Consider the following 19,563-nt stretch of genomic DNA (forward strand, 5'->3'; position numbering starts at 1 on the left):
AACCCGAGTTGTCAGAACTGAGTTGTGTCCTGGCACAACTCAGTTCTGACAACTCGGAAACTGGTGGGTCAGCGGGCGCGGCGTTCGACGCGTTCGACGTCGATCAGGGTGACCGAGCGGGGCTCGAGGCGGATCCAGCCGCGGGCGGCGAAGTCGGCCAGGGCCTTGTTCACGGTCTCCCGGGAGGCGCCGACCAGCTGGGCCAACTCCTCCTGGGTCAGGTCGTGATGGACATGGATGCCCTCGTCGCGCTGCTCGCCGAACCGCTTGGCCAGGTCGAGCAGGGCCTTGGCGACCCGGCCGGGCACATCGGAGAAGACCAGGTCGGCGGCGTTCTCGTTGGCCCGGCGGAGCCGGGAGGCGAGTTGTCCGAGCAGCCCGCGGGCCACCTCGGGACGGCCGGTCAGCCACTGGGTGAGTTCGTCGTGCTCGAGCACCCGCAGCTCACAGGAGGTGACGGCGGTGGCCGTACTCGATCGTGGGCCGGGGTCGAAGACCGAGAGCTCACCGAACATCTGGCCCGGGCCGAGGACCGCGAGCAGATTCTCCCGGCCGGCGGAGCCGCTCCGGCCGAGCTTGATCTTTCCGCTCACCACGACGTACAGCCGATCCTCGGTGTCGCCCTCGTGGAACAGGACGTCACCCTTGTTGACCTTGATCGTGCCCATCGCCGCGGCGAGGGTGCTGGCGGCCTCGTCGTCCAACTCGGCGAACAGCGGCGCCTGCTTCAAGACCTCTGGATCCACTCGTCCTCCTGCTCTTCAAGCACCTGTCCGCGCCCAAGGGTACCGTCACGCCTCCGGCTTGGGATCGAATCACCTCTTGATGCACTCTCTCAGCACCGTCGTCGGAGCCGCCGCGTAGGGTGACCTGCCATGAAGGTTTCAGGTCCGCAGGCCCGCGGTGCGGGTGAGCTCGAGGCGGCGGCGGAAGAGCTGCCGTCGTCGCGCGATCGGAGTCGTACGGCGCTGGTCCGGCGGGCCCGCACGATCAATCGGGAGCTGGCCGAGACCTATCCCGAGGCGCACTGCGAGCTGGACTTCCGGTCCCCGCTGGAGTTGCTGGTCGCGACGATCCTGTCCGCCCAGTCGACCGACCGGCGGGTCAACCTGGTGACGCCGATCGTGTTCGAGCGCTATCCCGACGCGGCGGCGTACGCGGCGGCCGACCGGACCGAGCTGGAGACCTTGCTGCAGCCGACCGGGTTCTTCCGGGCGAAGACCGATTCTCTGTTGAAGCTCGGCGCGGCGTTGGTGGAGCGGTTCGACGGCGAGGTGCCGGGCCGGCTGGACGATCTGGTGACGCTGCCCGGCGTCGGCCGGAAGACCGCCAACGTCGTCCTCGGCAACGCGTTCGGCGTGCCGGGGATCACCGTCGACACGCACTTCGGCCGGCTGATCCGCCGGTTCGGCTGGACCCGGCAGACCGACGCGGTGAAGGCCGAGACCGAGATCGGCGCCCTGTTCCCGAAGGCGGACTGGACCCAGCTGTCGCACAACGTGATCTGGCACGGCCGGCGGCGCTGCCATGCCCGCAACCCGGCCTGCGGGGCCTGCCCGGTGGCCCGGCTCTGCCCGGCGTACGGGGAGGGCGAGACCGACCCGAAGAAGGCGGCCAAGCTGATCCGCGAGCCTCGTGGCTGACCTGGCCCCGATCGATCCGGCCGGACCGCCGGAGCTGCTGTCCCCGCTGGTGGCGGGCCTGACCGATCGGCCGCGGCTGGCCGGCATCGTCGGCTCCCGGCCCGGCCTCGGCGCCCGGCAGGCGGCCGTGTTGATCTTGATCGCAACCGAGCCGGCGCCGGCGATCCTGTTCGTGGAGCGGTCCCGGCGGCTGCGCCACCACGCCGGTCAGATCGCCTTCCCCGGCGGCGGGGTGGAGCCGGCCGATGTTGATCTTGCCGCGGCCGCGCTGCGCGAAGCGAACGAGGAGACCGGGCTCGATCGCGCCGGCGTCTCGGTGCTTGGCGCCTTCCCGGCCGCGCACGTGGCGGTCAGCGGCTTCGACGTCTCGGCGGTGATCGGCTGGTGGCACACGCCGGGCCCGGTCTCGGCGGCGGATCCGCGCGAGGTCGAGTCGGTCCGGATGATCGACATCGCCGACCTCGTCGACCCGGCCAACCGGGCCCGGGTGCGGCACCCCTCCGGCTACACCGGGCCGGCCTTCATCATCGACGACTGGCTGATCTGGGGACTCACCGCCCACTTCGTCGAGGGCGTTCTTGATCTTGCCGGCTGGACCGAGCCGTGGGACCGTGACCGTACCGTCGAGATTCCCGAGCGCTACCTGACCGATCGACGCAACGTCGGAGGAACGAATGCTCACTGAAGAACTGCGTGCCCGCTGGCAGGACGTGCTGCCCGAGCAGACCGAGCTGGGCGACGACCTGATCGCCCGCTATGCGGAGCCGCACCGGCACTATCACGGTCAAGATCATCTGCTGGCGGTGCTGCGCTGGATCGATCGGCTGGCCGAACGTGATCATGATCTGTTCCTGATCCGGCTCGCGGCCTGGTTCCACGATTCCGTGTACGCGATCCCGGCCGGACAGGTCAGCAACGAGGAGGCGTCGGCGCGGCTCGCAGTGCGCCGGCTGCATCTGGCCGGCCTGGAGATCGAGGAGGTCAACCAGGTGACCCGGCTGGTCCGGCTCACCGCGACCCATCAGGTCGGCCCGGGCGACGCCGCGGGCGAGCTGCTCTGCGACGCCGACCTGGCCGTGCTGGCCGGGACCCGCGCGGAATACCGGGCCTACGCCGAGGCGGTCCGGGAGGAGTACGCGGCGGTCGACGACGAGACCTTCTGGACGGCCCGGCTCGACGTCCTCGATCGACTGGCCGGCACCCAGCTGTTCCGCACCGGCAAGGCCCGGCGCGAGCTGCTCGCGACCGCGCGCGACAACCTGGACCGCGAGCGCGCCGACCTCCGCCGCCGCCTCGGCCTCCCCAACCCCGACGACACCTGACCCGACCCTGAGCCGAGTTGTCAGAACTGAGTTGTGTCAGGGCACAACTCAGTTCTGACAAGTCGGATTTGGTTGACGGGTGGGTGACCGGCAGGCGTACAGTTAGAGAACTATGAGTTCTCTAATCGGGGTGGAGCCTGTGCTGGTGGCCCGGAGCCTGGCCGAGGCCGGGACCGAGTTGGGGCGGCTGGGCGGCAAGGCGGTCAATCTTGCGCGGCTGGCGGTGGCGGGGTTCCCGGTGCCGGAGGGCTTCGTGATCACCACTGCGGCCTACCGACAGCACGTCGCCGGGCTGTCACTCGCGGACGAGGATCCGGTCGAGCTGCGGCGGCGGATCGAAGCCGCGCCGGTCGCCGCGCGGCTGGCCGAGCTGATCATGTCGGCGTACCGCGGACTGCCGGCCGGGCCGGTCGCGGTGCGGTCCAGCGCGACCGCGGAGGATCTACCCGGCGCCGCGTTCGCCGGCCAGCAGGACACCTATCTGAACGTGACGGAGCCGGACCTGCTCGGCGCCGTCCGCCGCTGCTGGGCCTCGCTCTGGACCGATCGCGCGGTCGCCTACCGGCGCCGGCTGCGGATCGACCCGGAGGAGGTCAGCATCGCGGTCGTGGTGCAGGCGATGGTGCCGGCCGAGGTCGCCGGGGTGATGTTCACCGCCGACCCGGTCAGCGGCCGACGGGACGTGATCATGATCGACGCGGCTGCCGGCCTGGGCGAGGCGCTGGTCTCCGGCGAGGTCACGCCCGATCATCATCTGCTCGACGCCGAGGGCCGGCAGCTCGAGTTCCGGGCCGGCGTCCCGTCGACCGGGCAGCCGTTACTGGCGGCCGATCAGCTGCGCCGGCTGGCCGAGCTCGGTGCGGCCGTCCGTGATCATTTCGGCGGCCCGCAGGACATCGAGTGGGCGCTGGCCGACGGGCGGTTCCGGCTGCTCCAGGCCCGGCCGATGACCGCGCTGCCGACGCCGGCCGCGATCGGCGCCGGGCAGCGGCTGGCGTCCTCCGTGGTCTCGGACTATCTGGTCCAGCGGCCGTATCCGCTGGACGTCACCACCTGGCTGCCGTACGGCCCGGCCGGGATCATGATGCGCTTGGTCAGCCGGATCGGGCTCCGCGTCGACCTGGCCACGCTGCTGCCGGAGGAGGACGGGGTGGTGACCCGGCTGCAGCCGGTGTCGCCGAAACCGAGCCCGCGGCTGCTGGTGGCGCTGCCGGCGATGCTGTTCCGGGCGCATCGCTTCGATCCGGCGCGGTGGCGGTCCGATCCGCGGGTCGGACAGTTCGAGCGGCGGCTGGCTGACCTGTCCGGCGACCCGGCCGAGCTCGGCTGGCGCGACCTGATCCGGCGGCCGCGGGACCTGTTCCGGGTGGCCGAGCTCTCCGGGTCGGTGCGGGAGGACTTCCTACCCGGCATCGCCGTGTCGGCGGTCCGGCTGCGGCTCCGGCTGACCCTGCTCCGGGAGACCCGGCTGCTGGACGACCTGATCGGCGGGGCGGTCACGGCGACCACGATCATGAACGAGCGGCTGGCGGAGATCGCCGCGGCGGTACGGCGAGCACCCGACGCGGCCCGGCTGTTCGCGGACCTACCGACCGATGCCTTGCTGGTACGACTCCGCGAGGACCCGGCGCTGGCCGAGCTCGCGGCCGACTTCGACCGGCTGCTCGCCGACTTCGGCCACCGGGAGACGGCGAGCCCGGTGCTCGTCTCGCCGCCGACCTGGATCGATCAGCCGGAGGCGCCGCTGGGCACGATCAAGGCCCTGGCCGCCGGCGCCGAGCCGCCCACTCCGGCCGATCGCGCCGCCGCGGCCGAGGCGATCGTGTTCGGCAAACGCAGCCTGGCCGATCCGCGGCGCCGGGCCGCGATGCGCGCGGCGATCGACGCGGCTCGGGCCGGCACCGTGTTCCGGGAGGATTCGCACGATCTGCTGACCCGGCCGGCCCCGGTGCTGCGCCGCTGCCTGCTCGAGATCGGCCGCCGGCTGCGGGCGGCGGGGGTGCTGGCCGAGCCGTTCGACGTGTTTCACCTGCGGCTGGAGGAGCTCGAGGCGATCATCGATCCGGAGCGGCTGGAGCCGGCCGAACGGGACCGGTTGACCCGGCTGGTCCGCCGCCGCGCGATCGCCCGGGAGGAGTTGGCGGCGGTCCCGATGATCAACCGGGTGGCGGTGTTCGGTCCGGCGGGCGACACCGGGGACGCGATCGTCACCGGCACTCCGGCCGGCGCCGGAGTGGCCACCGGGCCGGCCCGGGTGATCACCGACGCGACGGAGTTCGGCACCCTGCGGCCGGGCGAGGTGCTGGTCTGCCCGTACACCAACCCGGCCTGGACCCCGCTGTTCCAGAGTGCCGTGGCCGTGGTCGCCGACACCGGCGGCGTCGGCTCGCACGCGGCGATCGTGGCCCGGGAGTACGGCCTGCCGGCGATCATGGGGACCGGCGAGGGCACCGTCCGGCTGCGTACCGGTGATCGGATCCGGGTGGACGGGACGACCGGCCGGGTCACCGCGGCGGACGGGTCTGCCGCCGGTGAGTGATCATCGGTCGGAGCCACGGCGACGGGGCGAGGAGCTGGTCCAGGCGATCTACGACGCGGTGCTGGCGGAGCTGGCCGAGAACGGCTATGCCGCGGTGACCATGGAGGCCGTCGCCCAGCGGGCCCACACCGGCAAGGCGTCGCTCTATCGGCGCTGGCCGACCCGGCTGGAGTTGATCTTGGACACGATCCAATCCCGGATCCCGACCGAGGACGCCATCATCGACACCGGCAGCCTGCGGACCGATCTGATCACCGTCTTCGACCGGTTCGCGGCGGAGCTGGCCGGTCCACTCGGCCGGGCGCTGCGGGGGGTCTGGGCCGAGTCGCTCGGTGACGAGGAGCACCACCGCCGGGTGCGACGCCATTCCCGGCACGGCGGGTTGGCCCTGATGCGGGCGATCCTGGATCGCGCGGTGGATCGCGGCGAGGTCGATCCGGCGGTGATCACCAACCAGCGGATGGAGGCCGGCCCGGCGATCCTGCGCTACCGGCTGCTGCTGGACGGCCGACCGCTGGACGTCACCGAACTGGTCGACGACGTCGTGCTGCCGCTCTTCACCCCGGGAGAGGTGACCAGATGAACGGGCAGACCCGTGACCAACTCGAACTGATCGCCAGGATCACCACCGTGCTCGGCCGCGAGGCGCGGCGGGCCTGGCTGTTCGGCGGCTGGGGTCTCGACGCGCGGATCGGCCGGATCACCCGTGATCACGGTGACATCGAGTTCTGGGTCGACCGCCGGGACGCGGCGGAGGTGCAGCGGATCCTGATCGCCGAAGGCGCCGCGCGGCAGGACACCCAACCGCCGGCGGAGTCGACCGAATTCAGTTGGGGCGACACCTGGTTCAGCACCGCCTACTTCGACGCCCGACCCGACGGCACCGCGACCCCCGAGGGCCGCTGGTCCGACTGGGTCTTCCCGGCGGGCTCGTTCCCGGAGGAACCGGTCGAATTCGCGGGGCTGGCGGCCCGGGCCATGAGCGTCGCCGGCATGGTGGCGATGAAGGAGCAGTATCCGGGGCTGCGCAACGGGAGCCCGTTGCGGGACAAGGATCTGCGCGACCTCGACCTGCTCCGCTCACTGCTCGGAGCGCGCTGACCTCAGGTCACCGGGGCGTTGCCGCGGGTCCCACACCGACAGCCGGCTGCTCCGGCTGGTTGACCGCGGCCAGCCCGCGCTGGGCGGCGGTCTTCACCCCGTCGATGGTCTTGTTGGCCTCGGTGATCGTCGCCTCCGGGGCCTTGATCTTCTTGATCGACAGATAGCCAAGCAGGGCGAGGACGCCGGCGATCACCAACAGCACGCCGGCGACGATCAGGAAGCAGGCCGCCAGATGCCAGCCGGTCAGCGCCCAGAGGCCGAACGCGGCGGCGAAATAGAGCAGGGTCACGGCGTTGATCGCGAAGTAACCCGCGGCGCCGAACATCCCCGCACCGATGCCGCCACGCTTGGCCGACTCGGACAGCTCCCGCTTGGCGAGCTCGACCTCGCCCTGGATCAGGACCTTGACGTCTTCGGAGATGTTCTTGACGATGTCGCCCACCGCTGGTTCGGTCATGATCTGCTCCTCTCGTCTCCGCCGGAGCCTAACGGAAACGCTTCGGCGGATGACTCCGGCTGGCCGCGATCACCTGGTTCCCCTTCTCCCGCCCTTTGAACCGAGTTGTCAGTCGGATTCGGCTCGGCGCCGCGAGGCCGTACGCCGGCGTAGCGAGATCGTGGCCAGCACGGCGGCCAGCAGGGACGCGAAGAGCACCGCGCCCTTGGCCTGCTCGGCCAGCTCCGGGGTGCCGGCGAAGGCCAGGTCGGAGATCAACAGGGCCACGGTGAAGCCGATCCCGGCCAGGATCGACACCGAGAACACCTCCGACCACCGCAGATCGGGGGCGAGCTGGGCCCGGGTGAAGCGGGCGGTCAGCGCGGCGCCGCCGAACACGCCGATGGTCTTGCCGAGCACCAGTCCGGCCACGATGCCGATCACCGCCGGCTCGGTGATCATGGACCGGAGCACGTCGGGGGAGAGCGTCACCCCGGCCGAGAACAGGGCGAACAGCGGCACCGCGACGCCGGCCGAGACCGGCCGCCACAGGTGCTCCCAGCGGTCGACCGGCGTCCCGGCATCCGAGCCGAGGCTGCGGTCGCCCTGACGGGCCCGGGTCAGCAGGCCGAGCAGCACGCCGGCGATGGTGGCGTGGATGCCGCTAGACAGGGTCAGCCACCAGCACAGGATCCCCAGCGGCAGATAGAGATACCAGCCGCGGATCCGGCGCCACTGCAGCAGGACCCACAGCCCGGCGCAGGCGACGACGCCGAGCAACCACAACGGTTGCAGGTCCGCGGTGAAGGCGACGGCGATCACCAGGATCGCGCCAAGATCATCAACGATGGCCAGGGTGAGCAGGAACGCCCGCAGACTGGCCGGCAGTCCGGGCGCGACGACGGCCAGGACGGCGAGGGCGAAGGCGATGTCGGTCGCCATCGGGATCGCCCAGCCCTGCGGGTGTCCGCCGGGCGCCAGTCCGTTGATCAGCAGATAGATCAGGGCCGGGATGATCATGCCGCAGAGCGCGGCGACGACCGGCACCAGGGCGTTCGCCGGCCGGGACAGTGAGCCGACGGTGAACTCGCGCTTCAGCTCGAGCCCGGCGACGAAGAAGAAGATCGTCAGCAGTCCGTCGGCCGTCCAGTGATGAAGATCAAGGGGCCCGATCGGCAGGTGCGCCAGGGTCCGGTAGCTGTCCGGCCCGAGATTGGCCCAGATCAGGGCCACCGCCGCGGCGAACAGGATCAAGGCCCCGCCCGCAGTCTCCTGCCGCAACACATCGGCGACGGAGCGCGCGTCAGCGTCGCTCGTCCGCCCGAACAGCACGATCCGCTTCCGCAACGGCATGACTCTGATCTCTCCCCGGGGTCGTCGGCATCATCGCCGACCAGACTTCCCGGCACACCGCCGCCCACCCTATCCCGCCCTACCCGGCGGCCCCTACAACCCAAACGCGGCAGTTCCACTCATCCGCGGCAGTTGCAACTGCCGCGGATGGTCCGAACTGCCGCGTTTGAGTCTGGTTGGGCCGGTGGCCCGGGAGGGGTCGGGTCAGTCTTCGGCGGGGGCGGTGGCGAGGTTGGTCTTGATCAGGTCCATCACCGTCGAGTCCGTCAGGGTGGTGACGTCGCCTAGTTCGCGGTTCTCGGCGATGTCGCGGAGGAGGCGGCGCATGATCTTGCCCGACCTCGTCTTCGGCAGCTCCTCGACGACCATGATCTGCCGCGGCTTGGCGATCGGGCCGATCTCCTTCGCCACATGGTTACGCAGCTCGGTGACCTGATCCTCGCCACCCTTGGCGGCATCGCCGCGCAAGATCACGAAGGCGACGATGGCCTGGCCGGTGGTGGCGTCGGTGGCGCCGACGACTGCGGCCTCGGCCACGGTCGGGTGCGACACCAGGGCCGACTCGATCTCCGTGGTCGACAGCCGGTGGCCGGACACGTTCATCACGTCGTCCACCCGACCGAGCAGCCACAGGTCGCCGTCCTCGTCCTTCTTCGCTCCGTCACCCGCGAAATACTTGCCCTCGAACCGCGACCAGTACGTGTCGACGTAGCGTTGATCATCACCCCACAGGGTGCGCAGCATCGCCGGCCACGGCTTGGTGATCACCAGATAGCCGCCCTCGCCGTCGCCGACGGAGATGCCCTCGTCGTTGACCACATCGACGCCGACGCCCGGGATGGCGCGCATCGCCGCACCCGGCTTGCCGCTGGTCACGCCCGGCATCGGGGAGATCATGTGCATGCCGGTCTCGGTCTGCCACCAGGTGTCGACCACCGGGGTCCGGTCGCCGCCGATGTAGTGGCGATACCAGACGTAGGCCTCCGGGTTGATCGGCTCGCCGACCGATCCGAGGATGCGCAGCGAGGAGAGGTCGGCCTTCTCCGGGATCTCGGCGCCCCACTTCATGAAGGTGCGGATCGCCGTCGGGGCGCAGTAGAGGATGGTCGCCTTGTATTTCTCGACGATGTCCCACCAGCGACCCTTGTGCGGGGTGTCCGGCGTGCCCTCGTACAAGATCGACGTGGTGCCGTTGGCCAGCGGCCCGTACACGATGTAGGAGTGGCCGGTGACCCAGCCGATGTCGGCGGCGGTCCAGTAGACGTCGGTCTCCGGCTTGAGGTCGAACGTCGCCCACTGGGTGTACGCGCAGCCGACCAGATAGCCGCCGGTGGTGTGCAGGATGCCCTTCGGCTTCCCGGTGCTGCCGGAGGTGTACATGATGTAGAGCGGATGCTCGGCCGGGAACGCCTCGGCCGTGTGATCTTCGGACTGCTTGCCGACGATGTCGTCCCACCAGACGTCGCGGCCCTCGGCCATCGCCGTCTCCTGGCCGGTCCGCTTGATCACGACCACGGACCGGACGTCGGGGCAGGCCTTCAGAGCCTCGTCGACGGCGGGCTTCAGGGCCGACGGGGCGCCGCGCCGGTAGCCGCCGTCGGCGGTGATCACGACCTCGACGCCGCAGTCCTGGATCCGCGACGACAGCGCGTCGGCGGAGAAGCCGCCGAAGACGACGGTGTGCGGCGCGCCGATCCGGGCGCAGGCCAGCATCGCGAACACGGTCTCGGGGATCATCGGCAGATAGAGCGCGACCCGGTCGCCGGCCTTGACGCCGAGCTCCAGCAGCGCGTTGGCCGCCTTCTTCACCTCGGTGGTCAGCTCGGCGTACGTGATCGTCCGGGTGTCGCCCGGCTCACCCTCGAAGTGGAACGCGACCCGGTCGCCGAGGCCGGCCTCGACATGCCGGTCGCAGCAGTTGTACGCCGCGTTGAGGGTGCCGTCGGCGAACCACTTCGCGAACGGGGCGTTGCTCCAGTCCAGCACCTCGGTCGGCTCCGTGCCCCAGCTGATCCGCTGCGCCTGCTTCGCCCAGAACGCCTCGCCATCCGCCTCGGCCTCGGCGTACGTCTCGGCCGTCACGTTGGCGGCGGCGGCCAGCTCATCGGGCGGCGGGAATCGGCGATCCTCGTGCAGCAGGTTCGCCAAACCCTCATTGGTCCGTGCCTCGCTGTGTTGCGGCTCGCTCACTTAGGCTCACTCTCCTCATTGATCTCCGGCCGGGACCAGCCTAATCTCGACGCGCCACCTCGGTAAATTTGGCACGTCCATAAATTGATTCAAGCGTAGTAAAAATAGCGACCCGATCCTCGGGATGCACGCGGAACACCGTAATCCGAGCGAGACCGGCAGTTCCATGCCCTGTCCAGGGTTATCGCCCGGCCGGATCCTCGCGCGGCGGTGCCTCGTGCAGCGCCCGCTCCCAGTGCTCCAGCTCTGGCTCCATCGAGTAGTTCGGATCGACGTAGGACCGGAGCCATTCGGCGGCGCGGCGTTCGGCGTACTTGGCGTTGAGTACGGTTCCGTCGTCGTCCATCACGATGACGTTGGCGAAGATCGCGTACACCTGCTCCAGGGCGCTCGGTTCCTCGGCCAGGACGAACTGATAGTCGATACCCTCGAGGACCGGCAGCCCGAGGGTTCCGTTGGCCACCCAGAAGGAAAAGGTCCGCAGCGCGCCACTGAAGGAATGGCTCAGTCGAGTCGTCACCGTGGTCATCCTGCCCGATCCGATGCCGGCCGGTCGGCCCTATAGTGAGCGATGTGATCGGTCACATCGACTGTCCGGGGAATTGGTGACCGCCTCGGGTCAACGAGATCAGCCGGCCAGCATCAGGGATGTGGCCCGGCTGGCCGGTGTGTCCCATCAGACCGTATCGCGGGTGATCAACAACCATCCCAGCCTGCGGCCGGAGACCCGGCGCAAGGTCGAGCAGGCGATCGAGCAGTTGCACTACCGGCCGAACCGGATCGCCCGAGCGCTCGGCACCCGCCGCTCCGGCACCATCGGCGTGGTCGCCTCGCAGCGCACCCAGTACGGGCCGGGCGCGGCCGTGGTCGGCATCGAGGAGGCTGCTCGCAAGGTCGGCTACCTGGTCAACACCACCAATCTGATCAGCGCCGATCCGGAGGAGATCCGGGCCGCGTTGAGCGCCCAGGCCGACTACCGGGTGGACGGGATCGTGATCATCGCGCCGCAGCAGCGGGTGCTGCACGCGCTGGATGAACTGGCCCTGGATCTGCCGTACGTGCTGCTGCACTCGCGGGCCAACGACGATCCGCACGAGGTCTTCGTCGACCAGCTGGCCGGGGCCCGGGCGGCGACCCGGCACCTGATCGACCTCGGCCACCGCGACATCTATCACCTGGCCGGGCCGCAGGAATGGCTCGAGGCCGACGCCCGGATGCAGGGCTTCCTGCTCGAGTTGTCCGACGCCGACCTGTCCGCGACCGCGCCGATCCTGGGCGACTGGACTGCAGATTTCGGCTATCGCGCCGGGCAGCAGCTGGCCTGGCAGGGCGACCTGACCGCGCTCTTCGCCTCCAATGACCAGATGGCGCTCGGTGCGATCCATGCCTTCCGCGACGCCGGCTGGGACGTGCCGGGCCGGATCAGCGTGGTCGGCTTCGATGACGTACCCGAGGCCCGGCACTTCTGGCCGCCGCTGACCACGGTCCGGCAGGACTTCGCCGAGCTCGGCCGCCGCTGTGTCACCCGGCTGCTGGCCCTCTCCGATCCGCCCGCCGAACCCGCCGAACCCACCCGCCCCCCGGCCGGCGAGAGCCTGCTCCCGTACCTGGTGATCCGCGAGTCCACCGCCCCACCACCCCCCTCCTAAACCCGCCGACCCGTCACAAACGCACCGGTTTTTCGGCGTGTCGGCGCAGATGTGACGTCTCGGCAAGATTTCGGACACAACAACTCGGTCTCCGAACGCCGGACCGCTTGACTCCGGAGGTCGCGGAGAGTAAGCATGTGACCGGTCACATTTGGCCGTCACGCGCCGGACCCGGCCGAGAACACCGATGGGGGATCCCGTTCTCGACCCCGCTCCGACGAGTCCGATTCATCGCGGAGGGGAACTCACGTGGAACGTCGCACATTGATCGCTGGAGTGGCCGCGGCTGCGGCCCTGACCCTGGGGCTGGCCGGCTGTGCGGGCTCGCGGGCCGGTGACCCGGGGGCGCAGGCGCCGCAGGGCGGGGACAACAAGGGCGCGCTGATCGGCGTCGCCATGCCGACCAAGACCTCCGAACGGTGGATCGACGACGGCAACAACGTCAAGGCCAAGCTCGAGGGCCTGGGCTACAAGGTCGAGCTGCAGTACGCCAACGACAAGGTGCCGGACCAGCAGCAGCAGATCGAGTCGATGCTGAACAAGGGCGCCAAGGCCCTGATCGTGGCGTCGATCGACGGCACCGCGCTGTCCCAGCAGCTGGCCGCGGCGGCCAAGGACGGCGTCAAGGTGATCGCCTACGACCGGCTGATCAACGGCACCCCGAACGTCGACTACTACGTCACCTTCGACAACCAGAAGGTCGGCGTGCAGCAGGGCACCTCGCTGCTGCAGGGCCTCGGCATCCTCGACGCCGACGGCAAGGACACCGGCCAGGCCGAGAAGAAGACGATCGAGCTCTTCGCCGGCAGCCCGGACGACAACAACGCCCACTTCTTCTTCGACGGCGCGATGAGCGTCATCCAGCCCTACATCGACAAGGGCATCCTGACCGTCGGCTCGGGCCAGACCGAGTTCTCCCAGGTCGCGATCCAGCAATGGAAGCTGGAGACCGCGCAGAACCGGATGGAGACCATCCTCAACGGCTTCTACGCCAAGGGTGGCAAGAAGCTCGACGGCGTGCTGTCCCCGTACGACGGCCTGTCCCGCGGCATCCTGAACGCCACCAAGGCCGCCGCCATCCCGAACCCGATCGTGACCGGTCAGGACGCGGAGAAGCCGTCCGACAAGTTGATCTTGGAAGGTACGCAGTACTCGACGATCTTCAAGGACACGCGGCTCCTGGGCGAGACCGCCGCGACGATGGTCGATGACCTGCTGAACGGTCGCGAACCGAAGGTCACCGACACGACGACGTACGACAACAAGGTCAAGGTCGTGCCGTCCTTCCTGCACCAGTCGCACATCGTGACCAAGGACAACCTGATGAAGATCGTGGTCGAATCGGAGTACTACACCAAGGAAGAAGTCGAGTCGGGCAAGTAGCCGGCGGCCCGGGTGACCGAGGAGTCCACGGTGAATGATCACATCCTGGAAATGGTCGACATCAGCAAGACCTTCCCGGGCGTGAAGGCGCTGCAACACGTCAGCCTGGAGGTCGAGCGCGGCGAGGTCCACGCCATCTGTGGCGAGAACGGTGCCGGCAAGTCGACCCTGATGAAGGTGCTGTCCGGCGTCTATCCGCACGGCAGCTTCGACGGGGCGATCATCTACGAGGGCCGACCGGCGACGTTCGCCACGATCCGTGACTCCGAGCGGGCCGGGATCGTGATCATCCATCAGGAGCTCGCGCTGAGCCCGTTCCTGTCGATCGCCGAAAACATCTTCCTCGGCAACGAGCGGTCCCGGGTCGGCCTGATCGACTGGAACGCGACCAACGTCGAGGCGGCCAAGCTGCTGCGTCGGGTCGGGTTGTCGGAGAACCCGGCGACCAAGATCACCGACATCGGCGTCGGCAAGCAGCAGTTGGTGGAGATCGCCAAGGCGCTGTCCAAGGACGTCCAGTTGTTGATCTTGGACGAGCCGACCGCCGCGCTGAACGACGAGGACTCGGCCCACCTGCTCGACCTGCTCCGCGGTCTGCGGGACGAGGGGATCACCTGCATCATCATCAGCCACAAGCTGAACGAGATCCGCTCCATCGCCGACAAGGTCACCATCCTGCGTGACGGTCGGACGATCGAGACGCTCAAGGTGCACGGTGAGCCCGTGGAAGGCAGCGATGCCGACCAGGACGTGTCCGAGGAGCGGATCATCAAGGGCATGGTCGGCCGCGATCTGCAGAGCCGCTTCCCGGACCGGCTGCCCGAGATCGGCGACGAGGTGCTGCGGATCGAGGACTGGACCGTGCATCACCCGTTGGAGCACAGCCGGATCGTCGTCGATCATGTCAACCTGAATGTCCGGGCCGGCGAGGTGGTCGGCATCGCCGGCCTGATGGGCGCCGGCCGGACCGAGCTGGCGATGAGCGTCTTCGGTCGCTCGTACGGGCACGACATCTCCGGCCGGATCTACAAGCGCGACAAGCCGATCCAGGTCCGGACCGTGCAGCAGGCGATCAGGCACGGCATCGCCTACGCCACCGAGGATCGCAAGCGCTACGGGCTGAACCTGATCGAGGACATCAAGCGCAACATCTCCGCCTCGGCCCTGGGCAAGCTGTCCCAGTGGGGCTGGGTGGACAGCAACGCCGAGCGGCTGATCGCCGACGACTACCGCAAGTCGATGCGGATCAAGGCGCCCAACGTCGCCGCGATCACCGGCAAGCTGTCCGGCGGAAATCAGCAGAAGGTGGTGCTGAGCAAGTGGATGTTCGCCGACCCGGACGTGTTGATCTTGGACGAGCCGACCCGGGGCATCGACGTCGGGGCCAAGTACGAGATCTACACGATCATCAACCGGCTGGCCGGCGAGGGCAAGGCGATCATCGTGATCTCCTCCGAGCTGCCCGAGCTGCTCGGCATCTGTGACCGGATCTACGCCCTGTCGGCCGGCCGGATCACCGGCGAGGTGACCCGCGAGGAAGCCGACCCGGAGCAGTTGATGCAGTTCATGACCAAGGAGTCCTGAGCGATGGACACGATTCTGTCGAGGACAGAGCGAGGAGTGGCCTGATGTCGGTCAACACGCCGTCACAGGAGCAGACGCCGGAGACGATGAGGACCGCGCCGCGGCGCCCGCCGGCGACCAGTGCGCTCAACTTCCTGGCCAGTCGGTTGCGTCAGGTCGGCATCTTCATCGCCCTGGTCGTGATCATCGTGCTGTTCCAGGCGCTGACCCAGGGCAGCCTGCTGACGCCGCGCAACGTCACCTCGATCATCGGCCAGAACGCCTACATCCTGATCCTGGCGATCGGCATGGTGATGATCATCATCGCCGGCCACATCGACCTCTCGGTCGGCTCGGTGGTCGCCTTCGTCGGCGCGATGAGCGGCATCCTGATCGTCAACTGGGGCTGGCCGGTCTGGCTCGGCATCCTCGCCAGCCTGGTGATCGGGGCGCTGATCGGCGCCTGGCAAGGGTTCTGGGTCGCCTACGTCGGGATACCGGCGTTCATCGTGACCCTGGCCGGCATGCTCACCTTCCGCGGCCTGACCCAGATGGTGCTGCAGAACGTGCCGATCACGCCGTTCCCGCCGGCGTACACCGAGATCGGCGTGGGCTTCCTGCCCGACCTGGCCGGCGGCCTGTCCGTCTTCGAGCCGCTGACGCTGATCATGGGCTTCATCGCCGCGGCCGCGCTGCTGCTGCAGAGCATCCGCGAGCGCCGGAAGCGGGTCAAGCTGGAGCTCGAGGACGAGCCGCTGTGGTGGTTCGTGGTCAAGCTCGCGTTCATGATGATCTTCCTGCTGGCGATCACCTTCGTGCTGGCCAGCTACCGCGGCACCCCGATCGTGTTGATCATCCTGGCCGTGCTGGTGCTCGGCTACACGGTGGTGATGACCCGGTCGGTGTTCGGCCGGCACGTGTACGCCCGCGGCGGCAACCTGTTGGCGGCACAGCTGTCCGGCGTGAACACCAAGGCGGTCGACTTCTGGCTGTTCGTCAACATGGGCGTGCTGTCGGCGATCGCCGGCATCGCCTTCACCGCCCGCAGCGACTCGGCCCTACCCGGGGCCGGCAACGGCTTCGAGCTGGACGCGATCGCTGCCGTGTTCATCGGCGGCGCGGCGGTGACCGGCGGCGTCGGCACCGTGACCGGAGCGATGATCGGCGGTTTGATCATGGGCGTGCTGAACAGCGGCATGCTGCTGCTCGGCCTCGGCTCCGAGGCCCAGGCCTTCATCAAGGGCTTCGTGCTGCTGCTCGCGGTGGCGTTCGACATCTTCAACAAGCGCCGCGCCGCCAACGCCTCCAAGTAACCCCACCCAAACCCCCGACTTGTCAGACTCTGACCACGCTATAGCGTGGTCAGAGTCTGACAACTCGGGGTGTTCAGAGGGTTTCGGTGACCTTGGCCAGGCCGCGGGGGGCGTCGGGGTCGCTGCCGCGGGCGATGGCCAGGTGGAGCGACAACAATTGGAACGGGATGATCTCCAGCAGCGGCGAGACCTCTTCGGCGATCTCGCCGGGCAGCGCGTAGCCCGCCGAAGCGGCCTTGACGGCGTCGGCGGCGCCGACACAGCAGACATCGGCACCAAGATCACGCAGCCGGGACAGCACCGGCCGCATCGCCTCGCCGCCGGACCCGCCGTTGATCGTCGCCAGCACCGGGACCTGTCGGTCGATCATGGCCAGCGGCCCGTGCAACAGGTCGGCGCCGGAGAACGCCTGCGCCGACAGGTAGGACGTCTCCATCAGCTTCAGCGCCGCTTCGCGCGCGGTCGGGTACGAATAGCCGCGGCCGGTGCTGACCAGCCGGGACGCGAACCGGTAGCGCTCGGCCAGCCGGACGAAATGATCATTGTCGTCGATGATCTTGCTCGCCTGATCGGGCAGCCCGGCCATCGCCGAGCCGTCACCGCCGCGGACGGCGTCGAGCAGCAGATAGAGCGCCAGCAACTGGGTGGTGTACGACTTCGTCGCCGCCACCGCCCGCTCCTCGCCGGCCAGGATGTCGACGTCCAGCTCGGCCGCCTCGGCCAGCGGCGAGGACGGCTGATTGGTCACCGCCAGGGTGAGCGCGCCGCAGTCCCGTGCCACCTGCAGCGACTGGATCAGGTCGGGTGACCCACCGGACTGGCTGACCCCGATCATCAACGTCTGCCGCAGGTCGGGCCGAGCGCCGTACGTGGTCATCGTGGACGGCGAGACCAGACCGGCCGGCAGCTGGTGCACGATCTCGGTCAGGTACTTCGCGTACAGCGCCGCATGATCACTGGTGCCGCGGGCGACGAACAGGACGAACCGCGGCTGGTAGTCGGCGATCCGTAGCGCCGCGACCTGGATCTGCTCCCGGCTCTCGGTCAACAGTCGTCGCCAGGCCTCGGGCTGCTCGGCGATCTCGGCAGCCATCAGGGCCCCAGGATTGGCCATCGTGTCCTCCTCTGCGGCGCTCGGACGCGTCCCCGCGGGCACCACCTTGACACACGCTGATCGGACTTGCCGCTAGTACCCTGTCGCTCCGTGACGCAGCACCCACCGACGGCCCCACTCGGCCGGGAGACAGTCTGGCTCGGCGCCGGCGAGCGCGGCCACCTGACCAGGTCGCTGCTGATCCTCGTTCCGGTGCTGCTGGTCGCGGCGGTGGCGATGGTGCTGGTGGCTCCGCACTCCGTGACCGGGGCCGTCCTGCTCGGCGTGGTCGTGGCCGCTGTCCTGATCGTGTTGATCTTCGTGCTGCGGTTGCTGCCCCGGTTCCTGACCCGGCAGGGGATCCGGGTCGACGAGTCCGGGCTGGAGGTGTTCGCCGAGCCGCGGTGGTGGTTCCGCGGCTGGCGGATCCTGTTGCCGCCGGCCGTGATCACGGCGGTGTCGCGGACCCGGCGCACGGTGCAGGCGTCGGGGACCGAGGCGTCGGATGCTGCGCTGGCGATCACCCTGACCCGGCCGGTGCCGGTGGGCGGCAGCCCGATCTGGTGTACCGCGGTGGAGCCGGGCGCCGCGCCGGGCAACGGCGATCAGGTCAGCGACGATCACCGGCTCCTCCTGGACCTGCCCGCCGCCGAAGTGGACCGGCTCCGGGCGGCGATCGACCGGCTGCGGACCGATCGGTCGGAGTCGGATGTCGGACCGGGCGAGGCGTGGGTGTCGTTGCGGGTCGGTCGGATCGTCCGTTGGGGCTTAGCGGCGCTGGTCGGTCTGGCGGTCACCAACCTTCCTTTGTGGTCCTACGTCGCCTCCGGGATCTCGACCGGCTGGCCCGATCCGTTTCTGCTGGTGCCGGCCGGGCTCACCGTGCTGGTGTTGCTGCTGGTGATCAGGTCCGCGCCGGCCGCGTTGGCCCGGCAGGGGGTCGGGGTCGGACCGGACGGGATCGAGGTGCGACGGGAGCGGTGCGGCTGGCAGGCCGGCCTCCGGTGGCGGCTCGGCTGGTCGGAGCTCCGGGCCTGGTCCGGCATCTTTCCCGACCCGGGTCCGTTGGTCGATCTCGAGGACCAGCCGGCCGAGCGGCACGGCGCCGCGACCGTGCTCGAGTTGATCTTGAACGGGAGCCCCGAGCAACCGCCGCTGCCGAGCTGGGCGCGGGTGGTGCCGCCGGGGGTGGAGGCCCGCCGGCTGGTCGCCGACCGGCCGCGGTTGTTGATCATGGCCGGCGATGGTGACTCGGCCGAGCGACTGCGCTGGCTGATCTCCCGACACGTCCGCCAGGCCGAGGCCGGTGAATCCGACGATGCGGTACGGATGGTCCGTTGGATCCCGGTCGCCCGCCGCGGATTGGCGCGGATGATCATGGCGGCGGCGGTGCTGAGCTTCGTCCTGGTCGGCTGGTTCTGGTGGGGGCCGCGACCGATCGCCAACCCGCCGCTGTGGCAGCAGGCGATCTGGCCGGCGGTGCCGTTGCTGGCCGGGGCGGGCCTGGTCTGGATCGCCGGCTGGCTGGTGCCGGCACGGCTGGCCCGGAGCGGGATCCAGGTCGAGCCGGCCGGGCTGCAACTGGTCCGGGACCGGTTCCTCTGGTCGGCCGAGTCGCGGAGCCGGTTGCCGTGGCAGCAGCTCGGCGCGGCCCGCGTCGTTCGGGTCTTCTCGATCGACGGGCTGCTTCACGGATCACCGGTGGAGCAGGCCGTCGAACTGGAGTTGATCACGGTGGCCGATCACCCGCTGCCGGCCACCACCGGCGCGCACTGGGCGTTGCCGGGTCGCGACGGAACCGGTCACCGGCTCCGGCTGCTCACCGGCGACCTGGCCGCCGCCCGCCTGATCCGCGAGATCGGTGAGCTCCGCCCGCGGCCGACGACGGGATAGCGGTCAATTTGGCCGCGACTACCCGGCCAAGTTGACCGGCATGATCAGAGGACCCGGGAACTCGGCTTGCCCTTCGACAGGC

Annotated in this window: 17 protein-coding genes; 11 read left to right on the forward strand and 6 right to left on the reverse strand. The window is 69.5% G+C overall.

The features are described 5' to 3' along the window. Positions 1 to 68 precede the first annotated feature (68 nt). Complete coding sequence (locus FNH24_RS05685; protein WP_152361158.1) at positions 69 to 746, reverse strand: Crp/Fnr family transcriptional regulator; 678 nt, start codon at positions 744 to 746, stop codon at positions 69 to 71. A 129-nt stretch (positions 747 to 875) separates the two neighbouring features. Between FNH24_RS05685 and nth the strand changes: the two genes are divergently transcribed. The 6 genes from nth (at position 876) to FNH24_RS05715 (ending at position 6,605) form a co-directional block, all read left to right on the forward strand. Beyond that, on the forward strand, positions 876 to 1,643 hold the full coding sequence (nth, locus tag FNH24_RS05690) for an endonuclease III (protein WP_152361159.1): 768 nt from the start codon (positions 876 to 878) through the stop codon (positions 1,641 to 1,643). 85 nt (positions 1,644 to 1,728) lie between these two features. Further along, on the forward strand, positions 1,729 to 2,328 hold the full coding sequence (locus FNH24_RS05695) for an NUDIX hydrolase (RefSeq protein ID WP_425486879.1): 600 nt from the start codon (positions 1,729 to 1,731) through the stop codon (positions 2,326 to 2,328). Then, positions 2,318 to 2,965, forward strand: a complete 648-nt coding sequence (locus tag FNH24_RS05700; protein ID WP_175047861.1) for an HD domain-containing protein — start codon at positions 2,318 to 2,320, stop codon at positions 2,963 to 2,965. The genes FNH24_RS05695 and FNH24_RS05700 overlap by 11 nt, the downstream gene beginning before the upstream one ends. Positions 2,966 to 3,077: 112 nt before the next feature. Beyond that, entirely contained in the window at positions 3,078 to 5,504 is a 2,427-nt protein-coding gene (locus tag FNH24_RS05705) for a PEP/pyruvate-binding domain-containing protein (RefSeq protein ID WP_152361160.1), read from the forward strand. Further along, positions 5,497 to 6,087, forward strand: a complete 591-nt coding sequence (locus tag FNH24_RS05710) for a TetR/AcrR family transcriptional regulator (RefSeq protein ID WP_246186763.1) — start codon at positions 5,497 to 5,499, stop codon at positions 6,085 to 6,087. Before FNH24_RS05705 ends, FNH24_RS05710 begins: the two co-directional genes overlap by 8 nt. Next, positions 6,084 to 6,605 (forward strand): nucleotidyltransferase domain-containing protein, encoded by a 522-nt coding sequence (locus FNH24_RS05715; protein WP_152361161.1) that lies wholly within the window; start codon positions 6,084 to 6,086, stop codon positions 6,603 to 6,605. Before FNH24_RS05710 ends, FNH24_RS05715 begins: the two co-directional genes overlap by 4 nt. Positions 6,606 to 6,612: 7 nt before the next feature. Here FNH24_RS05715 and FNH24_RS05720 read toward each other — a convergent pair whose 3' ends face one another. The 4 genes from FNH24_RS05720 to FNH24_RS05735 form a co-directional block, all read right to left on the reverse strand. Beyond that, positions 6,613 to 7,065: a phage holin family protein gene (locus FNH24_RS05720; protein WP_152361162.1), complete on the reverse strand. Its 453-nt coding sequence runs from the start codon at positions 7,063 to 7,065 to the stop codon at positions 6,613 to 6,615. A 108-nt stretch (positions 7,066 to 7,173) separates the two neighbouring features. After that, a complete protein-coding gene (gene nhaA / locus FNH24_RS05725; protein WP_152361163.1) occupies positions 7,174 to 8,397 on the reverse strand; it encodes a Na+/H+ antiporter NhaA in 1,224 nt (407 codons plus the stop codon). 204 nt (positions 8,398 to 8,601) lie between these two features. Next, positions 8,602 to 10,587: an acetate--CoA ligase gene (gene acs / locus FNH24_RS05730; RefSeq protein WP_152361164.1), complete on the reverse strand. Its 1,986-nt coding sequence runs from the start codon at positions 10,585 to 10,587 to the stop codon at positions 8,602 to 8,604. A 181-nt stretch (positions 10,588 to 10,768) separates the two neighbouring features. Then, complete coding sequence (locus tag FNH24_RS05735) at positions 10,769 to 11,107, reverse strand: DUF7677 family protein (protein WP_217428048.1); 339 nt, start codon at positions 11,105 to 11,107, stop codon at positions 10,769 to 10,771. 22 nt (positions 11,108 to 11,129) lie between these two features. Between FNH24_RS05735 and FNH24_RS05740 the strand changes: the two genes are divergently transcribed. The 4 genes from FNH24_RS05740 to mmsB all read left to right on the forward strand — a co-directional run bounded on the left by FNH24_RS05740 (position 11,130) and on the right by mmsB (position 16,495). Further along, positions 11,130 to 12,236 carry a LacI family DNA-binding transcriptional regulator gene (locus tag FNH24_RS05740; RefSeq protein ID WP_152361284.1) on the forward strand — a complete coding sequence of 369 codons (1,107 nt, stop codon included), beginning with the start codon at positions 11,130 to 11,132 and terminating at the stop codon, positions 12,234 to 12,236. A 249-nt stretch (positions 12,237 to 12,485) separates the two neighbouring features. Beyond that, the gene (gene chvE / locus FNH24_RS05745; RefSeq protein ID WP_152361166.1) at positions 12,486 to 13,619 is read left to right on the forward strand and encodes a multiple monosaccharide ABC transporter substrate-binding protein; all 1,134 of its coding nucleotides are present in this window, start codon (positions 12,486 to 12,488) and stop codon (positions 13,617 to 13,619) included. Positions 13,620 to 13,649: 30 nt separating this feature from the next. Continuing rightward, positions 13,650 to 15,203 (forward strand): multiple monosaccharide ABC transporter ATP-binding protein, encoded by a 1,554-nt coding sequence (gene mmsA, locus FNH24_RS05750; RefSeq protein ID WP_152361167.1) that lies wholly within the window; start codon positions 13,650 to 13,652, stop codon positions 15,201 to 15,203. A 44-nt stretch (positions 15,204 to 15,247) separates the two neighbouring features. Next, entirely contained in the window at positions 15,248 to 16,495 is a 1,248-nt protein-coding gene (gene mmsB / locus FNH24_RS05755) for a multiple monosaccharide ABC transporter permease (RefSeq protein ID WP_217428050.1), read from the forward strand. A gap of 73 nt (positions 16,496 to 16,568) precedes the next feature. Here mmsB and FNH24_RS05760 read toward each other — a convergent pair whose 3' ends face one another. Then, positions 16,569 to 17,609, reverse strand: a complete 1,041-nt coding sequence (locus tag FNH24_RS05760; RefSeq protein ID WP_217428051.1) for an SIS domain-containing protein — start codon at positions 17,607 to 17,609, stop codon at positions 16,569 to 16,571. Positions 17,610 to 17,699: 90 nt separating this feature from the next. Here FNH24_RS05760 and FNH24_RS05765 point away from each other — a divergent pair, with 90 nt between their 5' ends. Further along, complete coding sequence (locus tag FNH24_RS05765; protein ID WP_152361168.1) at positions 17,700 to 19,481, forward strand: hypothetical protein; 1,782 nt, start codon at positions 17,700 to 17,702, stop codon at positions 19,479 to 19,481. Positions 19,482 to 19,563 lie beyond the last annotated feature (82 nt).

The organism is Microlunatus speluncae, assembly GCF_009299835.1.
Classification (GTDB): Bacteria; Actinomycetota; Actinomycetes; order Propionibacteriales; family Propionibacteriaceae; genus Microlunatus; species Microlunatus speluncae.